Here is a 20,498-nt window from a genome sequence, read left to right as displayed (position 1 = left end):
AATAAAAAAGAGTGCCCAGAACAGGACTCGAACCTGCACGCCTTGCGGCACACGCACCTGAAACGTGCGCGTCTACCAATTCCGCCACCTGGGCATTTTGTCATTAAGGCCATTCCTTAACGTCTCTTTTTTGTTCAACAAGTGAGCGGAAAACGGGACTCGGACCCGCGACCCCAACCTTGGCAAGGTTGTGCTCTACCAACTGAGCTATTTCCGCGTTGTTCTCTTTATCAGAGGCATCTCTCTTGATTGCGGGTGCAAAGGTAATGCTTTTTTTTGAACTGACAAACTTTTCAGCGATTTTTTTTCGAAAAAAGTGCCATTTTATCGATTTGTTTACAAAAACAGCACTAATCCATGCGATTTCGGTAGTCTTCGTACCCAAAACTGCGTAAAATCTCTAATTTGCCATTTGCATGCAACATACCTATAGCTGGATGTGAAATTCCGTTAAAAGTGCAAGTTTTTACGGTTGTGTAGTGAATCATATCCTCGAAAATAATTTCTTCGCCAACTTTTAATTCGTGATCAAAAAGCCATGAACCCATAAAATCGCCACTCAAACAACTGTTACCTCCCAAACGGTAAGTCATAGGTTCGGTAGCTTTTTCCATCTCTACTATCTCGGCACCTCGTACTTCGGGCATGTATGGCATCTCCAAACAGTCGGGCATGTGGCAGGTAAAGCTTACATCAAGAATGGCAGTTTTAATACCTTTGTCTTCTACGATATCTACTACGTGCGATACCAAAGGTCCGGTTTGCCATGCAAAAGCACTACCTGGTTCCAGAATAATCTTCAACCATGGATAGCGTTTCTTAAAGTCGTGTATGATTTTAATAAGCAGTTCTACATCGTAATCTTTGCGAGTCATCAGATGACCGCCACCAAAATTAATCCATTTGAGTTGTGGAAACCACTTGGCAAATTTCTCCTCGATGTGTACCAGTGTGCGCTGGAATACATCTGGTCCGCTTTCGCAGAGTGTGTGACAGTGGAAGCCTTCGATGTCGGCAGGCAACTGCTCGGGTAATTTGTCGGCAGTAATACCAAAACGGGTACCAGGTGCGCATGGATTATATAATAAGGTACTAACCTCGGAGTATTCGGGATTAACACGCAAACCTAATGATGCCGATTTGGCTTGCTCGTGGAATCGCTCATATTGCGAAAGCGAGTTGAATGTGATATGCGATGAACATTTCACAATCTCGGGGAACTCCTCTTCGGTATAGGCTGGCGAGTAAGTATGGGCAGGTGCCTTAAACTCCTCGAATGCCAAACGGGCCTCCGACAGCGAACTTGCTGTGGTGCTGTTAATGTACTCACGGAAAATGGGGAATGTCTTCCAAAGGGCAAAAGCCTTGAAAGCAAGTATAACCTCAATATCGGCTTTCGCCGCAACTTCAGCAATCAAACTGAGGTTACGGCGAAGCTTTGTTTCTTCTATAATATAAATAGGTGTATTCATTATTTCTTTAGTGGAACAGTAAAACTGAAAGTACTACCTTGACCTTCGATAGATTCTACATAACAATCACCGCCATTCTTACGGGCAAAGTCCTGACAGAGTTGGAGTCCAAGTCCCGAACCTTCTTCGCCGCCGGTTCCGTAGGTGGTGTCGCCCTTGCGGAAAATAGAGCCGATACGATCGGCTGCGATACCCACACCATGGTCGGTTACGCTGATCTTTGCGAAATCACCTTCGGCAACCATACTGATCTCGATGGTAGAATTCTCTGGCGAGAACTTTATGGCATTCGACAGGAAGTTACGCATCACCGTTTTAAGCATATCGTTATCAGCAGTTACAATCAGATTGCTTGCTGATGGCTGAAGAACTAACTTGATGTGCTTGGTTTGTGCAATCATCTCGAATATCTCAACCACACCAGGAATGATATCGTTCAAATCCAGATCCTGAACTACCACGCTCAAACGACCAGTCTGACTCTTGGTCCATTTCAGCAGATTGTCCAGCAGGTCGTGAACATCTTCTGATTCACGATTGGCTTTATCAAGCAGTTCGTAAAGTTCGGCGCCTACGGTTTCGGGCGAAGTTGATGCAACTACCAGATTCAATACCATTCGGATGCTGGCCATTGGCGAACGAAGATCGTGGGCAATTACCGAGTACATCTTATCGCGGTTCGAAAGTGTGGCACGCAGGTCGCGGTTCTGCTGTTCGATGATACGCTTGGCGGCTACCAGCGAAATCTGCTGCATCACACGCATAACCAGTTCTTCCTTATTAAAAGGCTTGGTCAGGAAGTCGTTAGCACCTACCTGGAATCCATGTACCAGATCCTGAGGTGTATTCAATGCCGTGAGGAAGATAATGGGAATATCCTTTGTCTCTTCGTCTTTCTTCAGGATTACTGCTGTATCAAAACCGCTGATATCGGGCATCATTACATCAAGCAGAATCAGGTCGGGATGTTCCTTCTTGGCCTGCTCAATACATGTGGTGCCGTTATTGGCGGTACATACCTGAAATTTCTCGTTTGTCAGCAATATCTTCAAAAGTAAGACATTACTAACAACGTCGTCTACAATAAGTACTTTGTACTCACTGCGGTTTATTTTGGATTCAAGTGTATCTGCTACGTCCATGCCTGTAGGGTCAGTAATTGTTGATATTAACTTTGCAAAAATAGTGCAATAATTTGAAATAACCAAATTATTACACCATTTTTTTGCGTTTTAGGGCGAATATAGGCCTTTTAGACCCCTATTCTACCTATATTCTGACCAAGATTTGATACCAATTTCGTTCAGTTTAATGCTACAGAATGCATGGATAAATGCACTTGCCAGTCGACTGTTGGTAATCAGTGGTACGTTCAGATCGATGGCTGCACGACGAATCTTGTAGCCGTTGGTAAGCTCATGGGTAGTAAGATTCTTAGGAATGTTCACTACCATGTCGATCTTGTGCTCATGCAGCAGATCGAGTGCCTGTGGCTGGGCGTTGTCAGATGGCCAGTGTACCAGTGTGTTGGCAATGCCGTTGTCGGTAAGGTACTTTGAGGTACCGCCTGTAGCATACAGCTCGTAGCCGTTTTCAACCAGCTGTCGGGCGGCATCCAGCATCTCTGCCTTCTGCTTGGCCGAACCTGTTGAGAGCAGAACTGTCTTCTTTGGAATGCGATGACCAACGCTGAGCATAGCCTTGAGCAGTGCAGTGTTGGTGTTATCACCGATACAGCCTACCTCACCGGTAGATGCCATATCTACACCCAGTACGGGGTCGGCCTTCTGCAGACGGTTAAAGCTGAACTGCGAAGCCTTGATACCTACATAGTCGAGGTCGAACAGGTTTTTCTTGGGCTTCTCTACAGGCAGACCGAGCATAACCTTGGTGGCCAGATCGATGAGGTTCAGCTTGAGCACCTTGCTTACGAATGGGAAACTACGCGATGCGCGCAGGTTACACTCAATAACCAGGATGTCGTTCTCGCGAGCCATATACTGGATGTTGAACGGACCATTGATGTGCAGGGCCTTGGCAATCTGGCGTGAGATACGCTTGATACGGCGAACGGTCTCAACATACAGTTTCTGTGGTGGGAACTGGATGGTAGCGTCGCCTGAGTGTACACCGGCAAACTCGATATGTTCGCTGATGGCGTAGGCCATAATCTCACCGTCCTTAGCCACGGCATCCATCTCGATTTCCTTGGCGTTCTCGATGAATTTCGAAACCACTACAGGGTGATCCTCTGATACGTTGGCTGCCAGCTGCAGGAACTTCTCAAGCTCCTCCTTGTTTGAACAAACGTTCATGGCAGCACCCGAGAGTACGTATGATGGACGAACCAGTACAGGGAATCCTACACGGTCAACAAAGTTGTCGATATCCTCCATCGATGTGAGTGCGCTCCACTCTGGCTGGTTTACACCAATCTCGTTCAGCATCTGCGAGAACTTGGCGCGGTCCTCGGCGCCATCGATATCAACGGCCTGTGTACCGAGAATGTTCACGTGCTGCTCATCCAGATATACTGCCAGGTTGTTAGGAATCTGACCACCGGTAGATACAATCACACCGTGAGGCTGTTCCATATCGATGATATCCAATACACGCTCGAATGTAAGCTCGTCGAAGTACAGACGATCACACATGTCGTAGTCGGTAGATACCGTCTCGGGGTTGTAGTTAATCATCACGCTGCGCCAGCCTTCCTTGCGGATAGTGTTCAGAGCCTGAACACCGCACCAGTCGAACTCTACCGACGAACCGATGCGATAAGCACCAGAACCAAGTACGATGATACTATTTTTGTCGTTCTCAAACTGTATGTCGCTGGCTACACCGCTGTAGGTTACATACAGATAGTTAGTTTGCGCGGGGTATTCGGCAGCCAAAGTGTCGATCTGCTTTACTACAGGCAGGATACCGAACTGCTTACGACGGTTGCGAACCAGCAACGAGGCATCGTGCATGTTGCGGCTCTCGCCCTCCAGACCAATAGCGCGGGCAATCTGGAAATCGGTAAATCCGTAAACCTTAGCCTGGCGCAGCAGGTCCTTCTCGATGGTGTTGATATTCTGTTTCTTCAGCTGCTCGTCGATGTCGATAATGTGCTTCAGTTTCTGCAGGAACCACTTGTCAATCTTGGTCAGCTCGTGAATACGATCGATATCGTACTGCTTGTCGTGCATGGCCTTTGAGATGACGAAGATACGCTTATCGGTTGGCTCGCGCAGGGCAGCATCGATATCGTTAATCTTCAGTTCCTTGTTCTCTACAAATCCGTGCATGCCCTGACCAATCATACGCAAGCCCTTCTGGATAGCCTCCTCAAAGTTGCGACCGATGGCCATTACCTCGCCTACCGACTTCATCGATGAACCGAGCTCCTTATCTACACCATGGAACTTTGAGAGGTCCCAACGTGGAATCTTACAAACCACGTAGTCGAGAGCAGGCTCGAAGAAAGCACTTGTTGTCTTGGTAACCGAGTTCTTCAGCTCGAACAGTCCGTAGCCCATACCTAATTTGGCAGCTACGAAAGCCAAGGGATAACCAGTGGCCTTTGATGCCAGTGCTGATGAGCGGCTCAAGCGGGCATTTACCTCAATTACACGATAGTCTTCCGACTGTGGGTCGAAAGCATATTGTACGTTACACTCACCTACGATACCGATGTGACGGATAATCTTGATGGCCAGTGCACGCAGCTTATGATATTCTGAGTTGGTCAGAGTCTGTGAAGGAGCGATAACGATCGACTCACCTGTGTGGATTCCCAGGGGGTCGAAGTTCTCCATGTTACATACGGTGATACAGTTATCGTATTTATCGCGTACTACTTCGTACTCAATTTCCTTCCATCCCTTCAGCGATTTCTCAACCAGCACCTGTGGTGAGAAGGCAAAGGCTTTCTCGGCCAGCTTGTTGAGCTCCTCTTCGTTGTCGCAGAAACCAGAACCCAGACCGCCGAGTGCGTATGCTGCACGCAGGATAACTGGATAGCCCAGTGCCTTAGCTGCCTTACGTGCGCTCTCGATATCAGAGCAAGCCTCGCTCTTGATGGTCTTTACGCCAATCTCGTCGAGCTTCTTTACAAACAGCTCGCGGTCCTCGGTATCCATGATAGCCTGTACAGGTGTACCCAGTACCTTTACGCCATACTTCTCCAGTACGCCGCTCTGGTAAAGCTCAACACCGCAGTTCAGAGCAGTCTGACCACCGAATGCCAGCAGGATGCCATCGGGGCGCTCCTTATCGATTACTCGCTCTACGAAATAAGGCTGAACAGGCAGGAAGTAAATCTCGTCGGCTACACCCTCTGATGTCTGCACGGTGGCGATGTTAGGGTTAATCAAAACTGTTTTTACACCCTCTTCGCGCAGTGCTTTCAGAGCCTGCGAACCACTATAGTCAAACTCTCCGGCCTCGCCTATCTTCAATGCGCCGCTACCCAGCAACAGCACTTTCTTTATACTATTATCTTTCATAATGTCTCAATAAAACGGTCAAACATAAATTCTGTGTCAACGGGGCCTGAGCAAGCCTCGGGGTGGAACTGGCTCGAGAACCAGGGCAATGAGAGATGACGGATACCCTCGTTCGAACCGTCGTTCATGTTTACAAACAGCTCGCGCCAGTCGTTACCCAGTGTGGCAGCATCTACAGCGTAGCCGTGGTTCTGTGATGTAACGTAGCAGCGGTTGGTGCCTACCTCGCGAACAGGCTGGTTGTGCGAACGGTGTCCGTACTTCAGCTTGTAGATGGTTGCGCCGCCGGCCTTAGCCAGCAACTGGTTACCCATACAGATACCGCAGATAGGCTTGCGCGATGCCGACATCTGTTTTTTCAGAATCTCTACAGCGTCCACGCACATGTCGGGATCGCCAGGACCGTTAGCCAGGAACAGTCCGTCGAACTCCATGTTGGTGTAGTCGTAGTTCCAGGGCACGCGGATTACCTCAACGCCGCGGTTAACCAGGCAGCGGATAATATTGTTCTTTACACCGCAGTCAACCAGCACTACCTTGCGGCCAGCGCCTTCGTTGTAGCGGATAATGTCTTTGCAGCTTACTTTGTCTACCCAGTTGATGCCCTCGTACTCGGCTGTAGGGATGTTGTCGGGCTCGTCGTCAAAAATAATCTGTCCCATCATCACACCGTGCTCGCGCAGTACTTTGGTAAGTTCGCGTGTGTCGATGCCTGTAATGCCGGGTACACCCTCGCGCTTCAGCCAGTCGGCCAAGCTCTCGGTGGCATTCCAGTGTGAGTACTGCTCGCTGTAGTCGCTCACGATGATGGCCGAAGCATAAATCTTGTCGCTCTCCATAAAGGTTGCCAGTCCGTTATTTTCAATGCTGAATGGCGGCACTCCGTAGTTACCTACCAGCGGATAGGTAAGTGTCATCAACTGTCCGGCATAGCTGGGGTCGGTAAGGCTCTCGGGATAACCCATCATAGCCGTATTAAATACCACCTCACCAGCTACGGGTTTCTCGCTACCGAAACTCTTGCCGTGAAATTTAGTTCCGTCCGAAAGGACCAGTGTTACATCTCTCATATTCTTTCCTTATAATCTAAATATATTCTTTATAAAAAAGGCGAAACGTTTAAAAACGAATCGCCTCAAATATCATTCAACTGTCACCGATTTTGCTAAGTTTCTTGGCTGGTCAACGTTCTTACCTTTGCAAACGGCAACGTGATAAGCCAACAACTGCAGAGGAATCGTTGCAACCAGCGGTTCCAAACACTCAAGCACGTCGGGAAGTTCAATCACCTCGTCGGCAATTTTCGCAATGGTGTCGTCGCCCTTCGATACGAGCGCAATCACCCTACCCTGACGGGCTTTTATCTCCTGAATGTTCGACAGCACCTTCTCGTACATCGCGTTATGGGTGGCGATAACCACTACAGGCATGTCGGAGTCGATCAGGGCGATAGGTCCGTGTTTCATCTCGGCTGCGGGATAACCCTCAGCGTGGATGTATGAAATTTCTTTCAGTTTCAAGGCGCCTTCGAGTGCTACCGGATACGAGAATCCGCGACCCAGATACAGGAAGTTGTGTGCATAGGTAAACGTGCGGGCCAGGTCGGCTACCTTATCGTTTGTCTGTAGCACCTCGCGAATCTTCATAGGTATCTCGCTCAGACCTTTTACTATCTTCAGATATTCATCGCGCTTAACGGTTCCCTTTGCCTCCGAGAGTGCCAGGGCTATCATCGTGAGCACGGTTACCTGTCCGGTAAATGCCTTGGTTGATGCCACGCCAATCTCAGGACCTACGTGGATGTAAGTACCTGTATCGGTAGCACGGGGGATTGACGAACCGATGGCGTTACATACACCATATATAAATGCGCCTTTTTCTTTTGCTAACTGTACGGCTGCCAGTGTATCGGCGGTCTCACCGCTCTGACTGATGGCGATTACTACGTCGCCTTTGCCTACTACTGGGTTGCGATAGCGGAACTCAGAGGCGTACTCCACTTCTACTGGAATACGGCACAGACTCTCGATAATCTGCTTACCAATCAAACCGGCGTGCCATGAAGTACCGCAAGCAACGATTACTACGCGCTTGGCGTCGAGCAGCTGGCGGCGGTAGTCGATCAGTGCCGAAAGAGTTACATGGTCGGCCTCTACATTTACACGTCCGCGCATGCAGTTGGTCAGGCACTCAGGCTGCTCAAAAATCTCCTTCAGCATGAAGTGTGGGTAACCACCCTTCTCAATCTGGCCCAGGTCGATGTCTACGGTCTTAACGGCCAGCTCCTGATCTTCACCCTGGATATTTACCACGTGCAGATCCTGACCGCGACGGATAACGGCGATGTTACCATCCTCCAGATAAACCACCTTATCGGTATATTCTACGATAGGACTGGCATCTGAACCAAGGAAGAATTCGTCTTCGCCGATACCTACAACCAGCGGACTCTGCTTGCGGGCGCAGATAATCTGGTCGGCATCACGCTTGTCAAGTACGGCGATGGCATAAGCACCAATCACCTGGTATAGGGCTACCTGTACTGCTGTGAGCAGGTCGAGATTCTTATGTTCCTTAATATATTCTATGAGCTGAACCAGTACCTCGGTGTCGGTATCCGATACAAAGTGTACACCCTTCTGCTGCAGTTTCTCCTTCAGCTCGGCGTAGTTCTCGATAATACCGTTGTGGATGATGGCTAAGTTCTTACTTTCTGAATAATGTGGGTGTGCGTTACGCGATGATGGTTCACCATGAGTGGCCCAACGCGTGTGCGCTATACCTATAGTACCGCTTATATTCTTGTCGTTGCAGTATTCACAAAGATTGTCGACTTTTCCTTTCGACTTGTAAACATTCAAGTCGCCATTGTCATTAATCAAAGCTACGCCAGCGCTATCGTAACCACGATATTCCAGACGGCGCAAGCCTTTAATTAGTATGGGATAAGCTTCCTTATTCCCGATGTATCCTACGATTCCACACATATACTGTTTTGTCGTTTTGTCGTCTTTGATTCAAATTCGGCTGCAAAATTACAACAAAAATCTGAATCTACAAACGTTTTGCCCAAAAATATTTCTAAAAACTTACACAAGATAATATAAAACAAAAATCCACCAAGATTCACATCTTGATGGACCTCTGCGGTGCGTACGAGATTCGAACTCGTGACCTCCTGCGTGACAGGCAGGCATTCTAACCTACTGAACTAACGCACCATTACTATGGAACGAATGAAAAAAAACTTTTTAGCGGTGCGTACGAGATTCGAACTCGTGACCTCCTGCGTGACAGGCAGGCATTCTAACCTACTGAACTAACGCACCAAAGAACGCTTTTTCTTATTTGCGGGTGCAAAGGTAGTGATATTTTTGGAACTACCAAAACTTTTTGGCGATTTTTTTGCGATTTAATCGCATTTTTTCTGAAATACGTACTGAATTAGCACAGAATCGCGATATTTTGCTCCATCGAACAGCCAATCGCCTATTTTTGCGCATACTTTGTAACCGGCTTTTTCGAATAGGCAAAGTGATGCTTTATTCTCACAATCCACGTAGGCATAAAGCTGATGAAGATGCAAAATGCGCTGGGCGTAATCGGCCAAAGCCTGTAGCATGGCGGTGCCATATCCCTGTCGGCGATAGCTGTTAAGTACTATCAGTCCCACCTCGGCGCGACAGTTGGCAGGGTCGAAATTCACCAAATCGGCCACACCTACTACCTCGCCTGCCTGGTTCTCAACCATCATACGCACCTGGCGGTCGGTATAGATGTCGTTTTTGCAGTTAGCTACATAGTCGTGCAGCAGGTATCGCGAATATGGTACGTTGGTGTTGCCAACGTTCCAAAGCTCTACGTCGTTTTCTATACGGTATAGCAGATCGAGATCTTCGGGTTCGATAGCGCGCAGTGTAATCTGTTTCATCCTAAATGCAGTTTTTTACGTACGATATCAACTAATGCCAGCGAGGCGCGGAAGTAGATGGCCACTTTAACTGGCAGCGAAAAAAAGAAACTGAGGTGACTGTAGTGCTTGTGGAAGAATATCAGCATGGCCTGATAGAACACATGCACATAGCGGAAATCTGATTTGCTGGTCGACTGACCTTTGTAATGTACAATATCGTAAGGCAGATACCAGTTCTGCCATCCGCCTTGAAGCAGACGATACGACAGGTCGATATCTTCGCCATACATAAAAAAGTCCTCGTCCAGCATGCCTACCTCGTAGATGGCCTTGTGGCGTAGCAGCATAAAGGCGCCGCTCACCACTTCGATCTGTGCAGGCGCATCCCACGACAGGTAGCTCATATAGTAGCGCTTGGTGAAGCCTAACATCTTACGGGCAGCGACAAAAGGTGTGGGAATAGCACGTCTACTTTCGGGTGCCAGGGTGCCATCGGCATTGTGCATTCTTACACCTGCCCCACCCGCCTTAGGGTGCTGGTCCATAAAGTCGATAACACCTTTCAGTGTCTCCTCAGCCACTACGGTGTCGGGGTTCAGCAGCAGAATGTACTCACCTTGTGCCTGACGGATAGCTATGTTGTTGGCCTTCGAGAAACCTAAGTTCTCTCTATTATTAATAAGGTGTACCCACGCGTAGTCGCGACTGATTACCTCTACACTATCGTCGTCGCTATGGTTATCTACCACAAACACCTCGCTCTCGATACCCTCGAGAGCGCGCTGTACGCTATCAAGACATGCCGTAAGGTACGGGCGTACGTTGTAGTTTACGATAATAACCGATAGCTTCATATTTTTCTTTTGGCGGTGATATTATTTATCGTCTTCAACCTCGGCCTCGCAACGGCTCATGGTTGGAAACACAAATGGCAGGCACAGCAAACCGATGATGGCCATATAACCAAAAGTGGTGTTCATATATAAATAATATAAATATGTATTAGCAACCATGGGTGCCAGTATCATTACCAGGCGCAGGGTGCCCCACTTGCTTAAGGCATTATGCTTTTTGCTTACCAGTTCGGCGTGCACCTTATTAAACTTAAACAGGCGCAAGCCCAGGAACACGCAACCCAGTGTGAGCAGTTCCATAAAGGCGGTCCAGAAAAACTCCGATTGTGTTTCGCCTGTATACAAACCTGCAGTCATGGTATCGGTCTCAAACAGAACTACAATGCCAAGTGCAAACACTACGGCAAAAACCAGAATGGTCATCAAATGATTTCTTGTTTCTTTCATATCTTCCTATTTTTCTTCAAACAATGTTCGGTTAGTAATCGATCGGCCCAGCGTAACCTCGTCGGCATACTCCAGTTCGTTGCCTACGGCTATGCCTCGGGCTATCACGCTTACTTTTATGCCAGTAGGCGCCAGTTTTCGGTAGATGTAGAAGTTGGTGGTATCGCCTTCCATAGTTGGACTCAGGGCTAATATCACCTCCTGTACCGTGCCCTCGCCTACGCGCTGTATCAGTGAGTCGATCTCGATGTCGGCAGGACCCATGCCGTCCATGGGCGATATCACACCACCTAATACGTGGTACAGACCATTGAACTGTTGGGTGTTCTCGATGGCCATCACATCCTGTATGTTCTCAACCACGCACACCGTTGTTTGGTCGCGGCGCTGGTCGGCACAGATGGGACAGATGTCGGTATCGCTGATATTGTGGCACACTTTACAGTACTTTACGCCGCACTTCAGCTCGTTTACTGCCGCAGTAAACTGTGTTACGTCGCTATCGTCCTGGCGCAGCATCCAGAGTACCAGACGCAGGGCGGTTTTCCTGCCGATGCCCGGTAGCTTCGAAAACTCCTGTACAGCCTTTTCGAGCAGTTGCGATGGGTATTGTTGTTGTATCATATTTCTGATAGTTCCAGCCAGCGCATGCTCTTCTCGTCGAGTTCGTCGTTAAGCACGGGCAGACGCTTGCTCATTGTTGTTATTTCCTCAACCGATGTGGTGCCACCACAAAGGGCTTCTTCTATCTGTTTCTTCTCAACCTCGAGTGCCTCGATGTCCTTTTCCAACTGCTCCAACTCGCGCTTTTCCTTAAACGTAAGCTTGCGTTTCTGCTGCGGATTGTTGGCGGGCTGTTTTGTGGCCTTTTCGGCTTTTTGCTCTTTGGCTTCTTTAGGCTCATCGGGCTGCAGTTTCTCCCATTCGCGATACTGTGTGTAGTTGCCTGGGAAATCCTTGATATCGCCCATGCCTTTAAATACCAGCAGATGGTCAACCACCTTATCCATAAAGTAGCGGTCGTGACTTACTACAATCACGCAGCCTGGGAAGTCCTGCAGGTATTCTTCCAGAATCTGTAGTGTTACGATGTCCAGGTCGTTCGTAGGCTCGTCGAGCACCAGGAAGTTGGGGTTCTTCATCAGCACTGTACATAGGTACAACTTACGGCGCTCGCCACCGCTCAGCTTGTACACATAGTTGTGCTGCTGTTCGGGTGTGAACATGAAATGCTGCAGAAACTGCGAGGCAGTTAAGTGCTTGCCGCCACCCATGTCGATATACTCAGCTATATCCTTTACTACATCGATAACCTTCTGTGTATCATCAAAATGCAGACCTTCTTGCGAGAAATAGCCGAAGCGTACGGTGTCGCCGATATCAAACTTTCCGCTATCGGGTGCCACCTGGCCTAACAGCATTTTTATGAAGGTAGATTTGCCTGTACCGTTATTGCCCACGATACCCATCTTCTCAAAGCGTGAGAAGTTATAATAAAAGTCCTTGAGTATCGTCAATGGTTCGGCATCGGGGCGCTCAAAGGCCTTCGATACATATTGGCACTCAAAGATTTTTGAGCCAATATATACGTTGCGGGATTTCAATCGTACTTGGCGTTCCTCTATGCGCTGCTTGGCTATCTTCTCTAGTTCGTAGAAAGCTTCTTCGCGGTAACGGGCTTTGTGACCACGGGCCTGAGGCATGCGACGCATCCACTCCAACTCGGTGCGATATAGGTTGTTGGCGCGTGCTATTTCGGCACGGCGGTTGTCGATACGTTCCTGGCGTTTCTCTAAGTAGTAGCTGTAGTTGCCACGATAGGTATAAACAGTCTGATCGTCCAGCTCCAGGATTACCGAGCACACACGGTCCAGGAAGAATCGGTCGTGTGTTACCATCAGCAGCGTTTTGTTGCCACGGTTCAGGTAGCCCTCCAGCCATTCAATCATCTCCAAGTCCAGATGGTTGGTTGGCTCGTCGAGTATCAGAAGATCGGGATCGGTAATCAGCACGTTGGCCAGTGCCACGCGCTTCTGCTGTCCTCCGCTCAGCTGGCGCATAGGCTGTTCCAGGTCGCGTATCTTCAGCTGTGTCAGCACCTGCTTGGCTTTCAGTACCTTCTCAGGGTCGCCCTGATGGTTAAAGCACGCATCCAGCACACTCTCGTTGGGGTCGAATGCGGGACTCTGCTCCAGCATGCCCACGCGCAGGTCGCGACGGAAGATAATCTCGCCCTCGTCGTAACCTTCCTTACCGCTCAGGATAGATAGCAGCGTACTTTTACCGGTGCCGTTCTTGGCTATCAGTCCTACCTTTTGTCCTTCGGCTATCGAAAAGCTTAAATCGCGAAACAGCACCAACGATCCAAACGACTTCGTTAAGTGCTGCACGTCTAAGTATGGATTTTCTTTAGCCATTATTCCTTCAATCCTTTATTAATTTGTTCAATGTAATCCAGTACCTCGTCGCGGCCCTGTTTCTTTTCCGATGAGGTAACAAAAATCGGGGGCAGCTCTTCCCATGTTTCGCTCAGCACCTTCTTGTAAGCATTCAGGTTCTGAAGCACCTTGCTGGCGCTCAACTTATCGGCCTTGGTAAAAATAATGGCAAATGGCACGCTACTGGTTCCCATCCACTCCATAAACTCCAGATCTATCTTCTGGGCCTCCAAGCGTATGTCAATCAGCAGAAACACGTTTACCAGCTGCTCGCGCTGCAGTATATAGCCGTTAATCATCTGCTCCAGCTTCTGCACCTCTTTTTTCGAGCGCTTGGCAAAACCATAGCCGGGCAAATCTACCAGGTACCACTCGTTATTAATAATAAAGTGGTTAATGAGCAGTGTTTTACCGGGTGTGGCACTGGTCTTAGCCAGATTTTTCTTGCCGGTAAGCATGTTTATCAGGCTCGACTTACCCACGTTCGAACGACCAATAAAGGCGTATTCGGGTTTGGTATCCTTCGGACACATCGACTCCATCGGAGCGCTTAATGTAAATTCGGCTTTCTTAATTTCCATAAGTTATATCAATTTTGGGTGCAAAGATACGAAAAGTCGAGAGCAAAACAAAAGAATTCATTCTTTTTTTTGCCGAGACGGAGTATCTTCGCGGTTTTTAGCGCAAAGATACGAAATTTTTCCGAAAAAGTTTGGTGGTTCGCAAAAATATGCGTACCTTTGCAACGATTTTTCTAATCAGTGCTTCCGTTCGCGAAGCATTTCCACAAAATCTTTTCAGAATCATAAATGTAATTTAAGTACATATTGTATGTATACAAAAGAAGAATTAGAATCTATGGACATACCCCAGCTTGTGGGTATTGCCGACGAGCTTGGTATTAAGGTTTCGCCCGACGACCAGCTTACTGACGTGGTGTATGCCATACTCGACAAGGCTGCTGAACAGAGCGCCTCTGCTGCCGACGACTCACCTAAACGCAAGCGCACACGAATTGCTAAGAAAGATACAAGCAAAGTTTATACTGTAAATGGCGAGGATGGCGAGAACCTCGACTCAAAGAGTAATCGCACTCGTAAAAAGGCCGAGCAGCCACAGCTGTTTGCCGATATGCCTGCTGCCCCTGCTGAAACCGCTGAGGCTGCACCCGAAGAAGCACCAAAACCTAAGAAGCGCGGACGTAAGAGCAAGGCTGAGAAAGAGGCCGAAGAGGCTGCTGCACGTGCTGCCATCGAGGCTGCTGCTGCCAAAGCCGCTGCCGAGGCCGAGGAATTTGTTGTGCCCGAGGCTGCCCAGTTTGCCGTTGGTGCCGATGATGCCGACGATGAGGTCGCTCCCAATGCTATCGAGCAGTTGCGCGAGAAAATGGCTGCCACAAAGGTTGCTGCTCCCGAGTCAGAATATGAGCCCGAGGCTGAGCCTGAGATGGCACCTGTAGCCCAGGAGGCTGCCCCCGACCCCATGACCGACGAGGTTGATGAGAATGGCGTATGGATGGGCGACCCAGGCGATGGAACCGATTTTATTACCATTCTTGATATTCCCATCGAGGACCAGAGTGCTATACCTACACTCGATATGTTCGACCGTCCGGTTGCACCCGTTGCTACCGAGCAGCCCGTTCTCAATCGAAATGTTGTGCCCAGCTCGCAGCCACGCTACGACTTTGCCGACCTGATTGATGCTAACGGCGTATTGGAGATTCTGACCGATGGTTACGGATTCCTGCGTTCGAGCGATTATAACTACCTGTCGTCACCCGACGATGTGTATGTTGCACCCCAGCAGATTAAGCGTTACGGTCTGAAGACTGGTGATGTGGTAGAGTGCACCGTTCGTCCACCACACGAGGGCGAGAAGTTCTTTGCCATGACCGATGTTCGCAGCATTAACGGTCGCCACCCAGATGAGGTTCGCAACCGTGTAGCCTTCGAGCACCTTACACCACTCTTCCCAGAGGAGAAGTTCACCCTTTGCGGCGATCGCGCTACTACCAACCCATCGGTACGTATCGTCGATCTCTTCTCGCCAATCGGTAAAGGTCAGCGTGCCCTGATAGTGGCCCAGCCTAAGACCGGTAAAACCGTGCTCATGAAGGATATCGCCAACGCTATTGCCGCCAATCATCCTGAGGCTTATATCATGATGCTGCTGATCGATGAGCGTCCTGAGGAGGTTACCGATATGGCCCGCACCGTAAATGCCGAGGTTATTGCATCAACCTTCGACGAGCCTGCCGAGCGCCACGTAAAGATTGCCGGTATCGTGCTCGAAAAGGCCAAGCGTATGGTAGAGTGCGGTCACGATGTAGTTATCTTCCTCGATTCAATCACCCGTCTGGCTCGTGCTTATAACACCGTAGCACCTACCTCTGGTAAGATTCTTACCGGTGGTGTGGATAGCAACGCCCTGCAGAAGCCAAAGCGTTTCTTCGGAGCTGCTCGTAACATCGAGGGTGGCGGTTCGCTCACCATCATTGCAACAGCTCTGGTTGATACTGGTTCTAAGATGGACGAGGTTATCTTCGAGGAGTTCAAGGGTACAGGTAACTCTGAAATCCAGCTTAACCGCTCGCTGGCCAACAAGCGCATCTTCCCAGCTATCGATATCGTGCTGTCTTCAACACGCCGCGACGATCTGCTGCTTGATGATACCACACTTAACCGCATGTGGATTATGCGTAAGTTTATTGCCGATATGAATCCTATCGAGGCCATGAGCACCGTTCGCGATCGTTTGGTAACCACCCGCACAAACGAGGAGTTCCTCCTGTCGATGAACGGATAAATGATGAAGAAGATTCTTTTCGTTTGTCACGGTAATATCTGCCGCAGTCCGATGGCAGAGTACGTGATGAAATACTTAGTAGAACAGGCGCAGCTGACCGATCAATTCCTGATCGAGTCAGCTGCAACTTCTACCGAGGAGATTGGTAACCCCGTTTATCCCCCAGCCCGTCGAAAACTGGCCGAACACGGCATCTGCTGCAACGGCCACGCCGCCCGTCAGATGACCCGCGCCGACTACAGCCGTTACGACCTGTTGATAGGTATGGATTCTGCCAATCTTCGTAATATGACCCGTATAGCCGGTGGCGATCCCGAGGGTAAAATCCGCCCCCTGCTTTACGATAAAGATGTTGCCGACCCATGGTACACCGGCAACTTCGAAGCCACTTGGCAAGATGTTCTTCGTGGCTGTCAAGCTTTACTCGAAGAACAAATTCAGTGTATTTGATGATCAAATTCAGTGAATTTGTTGACCAAATACACTGAATTTGTTTTTAAAGATATTAATTCTTTTAGTCTTTCTTCAGAAAGTCTAAAGGATTTATTTCCTCAAGTTTCTTTTTGATGAGTTGGCGGGCTTGATCCTCGTCGAGGGTGTACACGTGGTTAAACACACCTACGGATACCATGATAAACTCGCCATCGTAATCTACAAAGCCAAGGCTGTAGAAGCGGTGGTCGCGAACCAGGAAGTTGGTGTTCAGGAACTGATCAACGGCTGTGGTGGCGGCTACCGAGGCTATCGAGCCAAGCGGACCATCGATGTTGTTTTCGCGCAATTCGGCACTTACAGCGCCTTTCATGACCGATTTAATGGTATCAACATGCTGCTGACGATCGGGCGTGGTGACCATCAAACCTAATGCAATGGCGCCTATAATCACCAAAAAGATAACTAACTTTTTCATAACCTATCTAAAAAGTAACTGTTATTCGCAATACGTTTGTGGTTTCTTTGCTTACACAGAAACGGTTGTCGGTGCGGCGACCAATTAGCCACACAATGGCGCCTGTGGCATCGGTTACTACTTCCTGGTGGCGCTTATCCAAGATACTGACCTTCTGGTCGGTAAGATAGTCGCTCACCAGTTTGCTGCCTTTCATACCAAAAGGTACGAATCTGTCGCCCTGCTCTACAAGGCGCACCGTGAGGGGAAACTGCACCTTGTCGGCATCGAGCGTAGCCACATAGGGCTCACGTGATACGGTGGTATCGGTGGTTATCTCGAACTTAAAGGCGGTTTGGTCTTCGTCGCGATAGGTACCTGTCTCGGGTATTTTAAGCGGTTTAATCGGATCTGTAATAGGCTCAACCTCAAAGAATTCACGATCAACCACTAACCTATGTGTTGCCGAAAGAAATTCACGCCCAGTCTCGTTCATGCAATCAAGTATCTGCTCGGTTTGCGTAGAGTTAAAACCAAAAGGCGACAGCCACTCGTGAAGTATCGACGGCATCGACGGTGTTATGTCTGAATCTTTGTAGAATTTATTATCAGATATGAAGTTATCTTTATAATCTTCGATTTTCTTATTATATACCTCCTCGGCCTCGCGCAGGTAATTGGCGGTTTTATAGATGTTGGCCATAGCACCAGGGGCGATTTCTTCGAGAAGCGGCAACACCATAAGACGCAGTTTGTTACGCAGCACGTCGGCCTCGAGATTGGTTGAATCGGTAACGAATGTTTGTCCGATGGAATCGAGATATTGCAGGATCTCCTGTCGATTAATACACAATAATGGACGGCGCACGATATCGTTCTTAGGGCGGATGCCTGTAAGGCCGTGTATGCCAGCACCACGTGACAGGTTCATCATCAGCGTCTCAACAGCATCGTCGCGATGATGGGCGATACACACATCTGTGGCTCCGATATCCTGACAAAGCTGACGGAAATAGCCGTAGCGCAAATCGCGTGCAGCCATCTCAATACTTACTTTATGTAGTGCAGCGTATTCTTTTGTGTCGAAATGAATTACGTGAAGCGGAATATCGTGCTGCTTGCAAAGGTTACGTACAAACTGCTCGTCGCGATCGCTCTCTTCGCCACGTAAACGAAAATTACAATGCGCAGCCTCGATTCTATAACCCAAATCCTTTAAAATCAAGAGCAAGGCTACCGAGTCGGCTCCACCGCTCAGGCCTACCAAATGCAGATCGTAGCGATAAAGAAGCTTCTCGCGCTCAATAAACTTTCTAACCTTATTCAACATACAGCACCAGTCCTTTCAGATACTCGCCCTCGGGGTGATAGATGTTAATAGGATGGTCGGCTGGCTGGTGCAGCTGGTGCAGAATACGAACCTTGCGGCCTGCCTGGGCTGCAGCTGTGAATACGGCGTTGCGGAAGTGGTCTTTAGTAACCACCTGCGAACAGCTGAACGTAAAGAGTATGCCGCCTGGCTGAATCTTCTGGAAAGCCTTGTTGTTCAGGCGGGTGTAACCCTTCAGTGCATTGTGCAGGGCACCACGGTGCTTGGCAAATGCAGGAGGGTCGAGAATAATCAGATCGTAATTGTTGCCTGCCTGCTCAAGATACTTGAAGGCATCTTCGCAGAAGGCCTCGTGGCGGTTGTCGCCCTCAAAGTTAAGGGCTATATTGCGGTTGGTAAGCTCGATGGCCTTAGCGCTGCTATCTACCGAGTGTACCAGTTTGGCGCCGCCGCGCATGGCGTAAACCGAGAATCCACCGGTGTAACAGAACATGTTAAGCACGCTCTTGCCGGCCGAATAACGCTCGAGCAGCGAACGGTTGTCGCGCTGATCCACAAAGAATCCGGTTTTCTGTCCGCGCAGCCAGTCTACGTAGAACTTCAAGCCGTTCTCGAGTGCCACGTTGTCCTCGCTGCCGCCATATACAAAGCCGTTCTCCATATCGTCCATAAACGGCAGTGTGGTTTCGCTCTTGTAATATACATTATCAATACGGCTACCCATTACCTTTACCAGCTGCTCGGCTATCTGCTTGCGCTGCAGGTGCATGCCAATACTATGAGCCTGCATAACGGCGGTGCGGTCGTAAACGTCGATAATCAGTCCGGGCAGGTTGTCGCCCTCGCCGTGTACCAGACGGTAGGTGTTGTTCTTGGGATTGTCGGCAATGCCGATGGATTGGCGCACTTTAAGTGCCGAGGCCAGTCGTGATGCCCAGAAATCGGCATCGATATCAACATCGCGGAACGAGAGAACACGTACGGCGATAGAGCCCATCTGGAAGTGACCTACAGCGATGAAATCGCCATGATTTGTTAATACGCGTACCAGGTCGCCATCCTTCAAATCGTCGTCGGCCTGTGCAATGGCACCCGAGAATACCCATGGATGGAAACGCAATAAGCTCTCTTCTTTACCTCGCTTAAGATATAGTTTCTTCATTATTCTTAGTTGTTATTTCTGGCACGATAACCAGTTGATAATCATTATTTTCAATCATTCTTTTAAACTCGTTGTAAAGCTGTACGCAGGCCCACGCATCGGTGGCTGCATAGCGCTTCTGATGGTCGTCGAGTACGTCGCGCTCCCAGTTGGTTAGCTGCTCGCGTTTGCTGATGCGTTCGCCAAATACGTTGGCGTAGAGCTTAGCCAGACTCTGATCCTCGATACCTATCTTACGGGCCATATCCTGCAAATCTACAAACTCGCCCATCTCAAAATTGCCTAACTGGTGCAAGCCTAATGCATCGTTTCGCCATGCCAGGCCCACCTTGGTTACGGTGTTGTCGGCCAACAAGCGCTTAACGGCAGGGCAAAGACCAATGTGATTCAAACGGAACAGGAAGCAGCAGTTCTCGGTGGATACCTGCAGCAACGAGCACTTGTGGTGTACGCCTTTTTTAAAGCTGGGGCGCGTTTCGGTATCAAACCCAAGCACGGGTTGAGCCAGCAGGTAATCAACTGCTCGCTCGGCTTCGGCTTGCGACACCACTACCACAATCTTTCCGTCGAAAATTGCACGTGGAAATTGCGAAATTGCCTTCTTATCTACCTTGTTTTGTATTAACTTTTTCATTTCTGCGTGCAAAATTATAAAAAAAATCCCGATTTATGATGAAATATGAGCGATTTTA

The 20,498-nt window shown here is 48.9% G+C and carries 17 protein-coding genes and 4 tRNA genes; 2 read left to right on the top strand and 19 right to left on the bottom strand.

Annotated elements, in window-relative coordinates; all coding sequences use genetic code 11:
• Positions 1 to 12: 12 nt before the first annotated feature.
• From BLR73_RS01330 to yihA, 15 genes are all read right to left on the bottom strand, one after another.
• Positions 13 to 94: transfer RNA gene (locus BLR73_RS01330), tRNA-Leu, on the bottom strand.
• A gap of 50 nt (positions 95 to 144) precedes the next feature.
• Positions 145 to 217 (bottom strand) — tRNA-Gly (locus BLR73_RS01325).
• A gap of 133 nt (positions 218 to 350) precedes the next feature.
• Positions 351 to 1,472: a carboxynorspermidine decarboxylase gene (gene nspC / locus BLR73_RS01320; protein WP_013065596.1), complete on the bottom strand. Its 1,122-nt coding sequence runs from the start codon at positions 1,470 to 1,472 to the stop codon at positions 351 to 353.
• Complete coding sequence (locus BLR73_RS01315) at positions 1,472 to 2,614, bottom strand: hybrid sensor histidine kinase/response regulator (RefSeq protein ID WP_013063382.1); 1,143 nt, start codon at positions 2,612 to 2,614, stop codon at positions 1,472 to 1,474. Before BLR73_RS01315 ends, nspC begins: the two co-directional genes overlap by 1 nt.
• Before the next feature lie 123 nt (positions 2,615 to 2,737).
• The gene (gene carB / locus BLR73_RS01310) at positions 2,738 to 5,965 is read right to left on the bottom strand and encodes a carbamoyl-phosphate synthase (glutamine-hydrolyzing) large subunit (RefSeq protein ID WP_091858138.1); all 3,228 of its coding nucleotides are present in this window, start codon (positions 5,963 to 5,965) and stop codon (positions 2,738 to 2,740) included.
• Positions 5,962 to 7,035 carry a glutamine-hydrolyzing carbamoyl-phosphate synthase small subunit gene (gene carA, locus BLR73_RS01305; RefSeq protein ID WP_033150869.1) on the bottom strand — a complete coding sequence of 358 codons (1,074 nt, stop codon included), beginning with the start codon at positions 7,033 to 7,035 and terminating at the stop codon, positions 5,962 to 5,964. The genes carB and carA overlap by 4 nt, the downstream gene beginning before the upstream one ends.
• Positions 7,036 to 7,107: 72 nt before the next feature.
• The gene (gene glmS / locus BLR73_RS01300; protein WP_033150870.1) at positions 7,108 to 8,952 is read right to left on the bottom strand and encodes a glutamine--fructose-6-phosphate transaminase (isomerizing); all 1,845 of its coding nucleotides are present in this window, start codon (positions 8,950 to 8,952) and stop codon (positions 7,108 to 7,110) included.
• Between the two features lie 160 nt (positions 8,953 to 9,112).
• Positions 9,113 to 9,186, bottom strand: a tRNA-Asp gene (locus tag BLR73_RS01295).
• A gap of 34 nt (positions 9,187 to 9,220) precedes the next feature.
• Positions 9,221 to 9,294: transfer RNA gene (locus BLR73_RS01290), tRNA-Asp, on the bottom strand.
• Positions 9,295 to 9,377: 83 nt separating this feature from the next.
• On the bottom strand, positions 9,378 to 9,896 hold the full coding sequence (locus tag BLR73_RS01285) for a GNAT family N-acetyltransferase (protein WP_073042448.1): 519 nt from the start codon (positions 9,894 to 9,896) through the stop codon (positions 9,378 to 9,380).
• Entirely contained in the window at positions 9,893 to 10,732 is an 840-nt protein-coding gene (locus BLR73_RS01280) for a glycosyltransferase family 2 protein (RefSeq protein WP_091858137.1), read from the bottom strand. The genes BLR73_RS01285 and BLR73_RS01280 overlap by 4 nt, the downstream gene beginning before the upstream one ends.
• A 21-nt stretch (positions 10,733 to 10,753) precedes the next feature.
• Entirely contained in the window at positions 10,754 to 11,179 is a 426-nt protein-coding gene (locus BLR73_RS01275; RefSeq protein ID WP_013065008.1) for a hypothetical protein, read from the bottom strand.
• Positions 11,180 to 11,185: 6 nt separating this feature from the next.
• The gene (gene recR, locus BLR73_RS01270; protein WP_013065562.1) at positions 11,186 to 11,803 is read right to left on the bottom strand and encodes a recombination mediator RecR; all 618 of its coding nucleotides are present in this window, start codon (positions 11,801 to 11,803) and stop codon (positions 11,186 to 11,188) included.
• Positions 11,800 to 13,596, bottom strand: coding sequence for a ribosomal protection-like ABC-F family protein (abc-f, locus tag BLR73_RS01265; RefSeq protein WP_091858135.1), 1,797 nt, complete (start codon positions 13,594 to 13,596; stop codon positions 11,800 to 11,802). Before abc-f ends, recR begins: the two co-directional genes overlap by 4 nt.
• Complete coding sequence (gene yihA / locus BLR73_RS01260) at positions 13,596 to 14,198, bottom strand: ribosome biogenesis GTP-binding protein YihA/YsxC (RefSeq protein ID WP_013062991.1); 603 nt, start codon at positions 14,196 to 14,198, stop codon at positions 13,596 to 13,598. The genes abc-f and yihA overlap by 1 nt, the downstream gene beginning before the upstream one ends.
• 250 nt (positions 14,199 to 14,448) lie before the next feature.
• Here yihA and rho point away from each other — a divergent pair, with 250 nt between their 5' ends.
• Positions 14,449 to 16,425 carry a transcription termination factor Rho gene (gene rho, locus BLR73_RS01255; RefSeq protein ID WP_091858133.1) on the top strand — a complete coding sequence of 659 codons (1,977 nt, stop codon included), beginning with the start codon at positions 14,449 to 14,451 and terminating at the stop codon, positions 16,423 to 16,425.
• Positions 16,426 to 16,428: 3 nt separating this feature from the next.
• Positions 16,429 to 16,875, top strand: a complete 447-nt coding sequence (locus BLR73_RS01250) for a low molecular weight protein-tyrosine-phosphatase (RefSeq protein ID WP_091860041.1) — start codon at positions 16,429 to 16,431, stop codon at positions 16,873 to 16,875.
• Between the two features lie 64 nt (positions 16,876 to 16,939).
• On the opposite strand, the gene BLR73_RS01245 is transcribed toward BLR73_RS01250, so the two are convergent.
• Genes BLR73_RS01245 through BLR73_RS01230 form a run of 4 tightly spaced genes read right to left on the bottom strand, consistent with a single transcriptional unit; the run spans position 16,940 to position 20,440 of the window.
• The gene (locus BLR73_RS01245) at positions 16,940 to 17,335 is read right to left on the bottom strand and encodes a hypothetical protein (RefSeq protein WP_033150875.1); all 396 of its coding nucleotides are present in this window, start codon (positions 17,333 to 17,335) and stop codon (positions 16,940 to 16,942) included.
• A 7-nt stretch (positions 17,336 to 17,342) separates the two neighbouring features.
• Positions 17,343 to 18,644 (bottom strand): tRNA lysidine(34) synthetase TilS, encoded by a 1,302-nt coding sequence (tilS, locus tag BLR73_RS01240; protein WP_091858129.1) that lies wholly within the window; start codon positions 18,642 to 18,644, stop codon positions 17,343 to 17,345.
• On the bottom strand, positions 18,634 to 19,809 hold the full coding sequence (locus BLR73_RS01235) for a class I SAM-dependent rRNA methyltransferase (RefSeq protein WP_041385677.1): 1,176 nt from the start codon (positions 19,807 to 19,809) through the stop codon (positions 18,634 to 18,636). The genes tilS and BLR73_RS01235 overlap by 11 nt, the downstream gene beginning before the upstream one ends.
• Positions 19,787 to 20,440 (bottom strand): 3'-5' exonuclease, encoded by a 654-nt coding sequence (locus BLR73_RS01230; RefSeq protein ID WP_091858126.1) that lies wholly within the window; start codon positions 20,438 to 20,440, stop codon positions 19,787 to 19,789. Before BLR73_RS01230 ends, BLR73_RS01235 begins: the two co-directional genes overlap by 23 nt.
• Positions 20,441 to 20,498: the final 58 nt, after the last annotated feature.

Origin of the sequence: Prevotella sp. khp1 (genome assembly GCF_900102205.1) — a bacterium.
Lineage (GTDB): Bacteria > Bacteroidota > Bacteroidia > Bacteroidales > Bacteroidaceae > Prevotella > Prevotella ruminicola.
The sequence above is the reverse complement of the archived record's forward strand: the minus strand, read 5'-3'. Positions and strand labels throughout refer to the sequence as shown.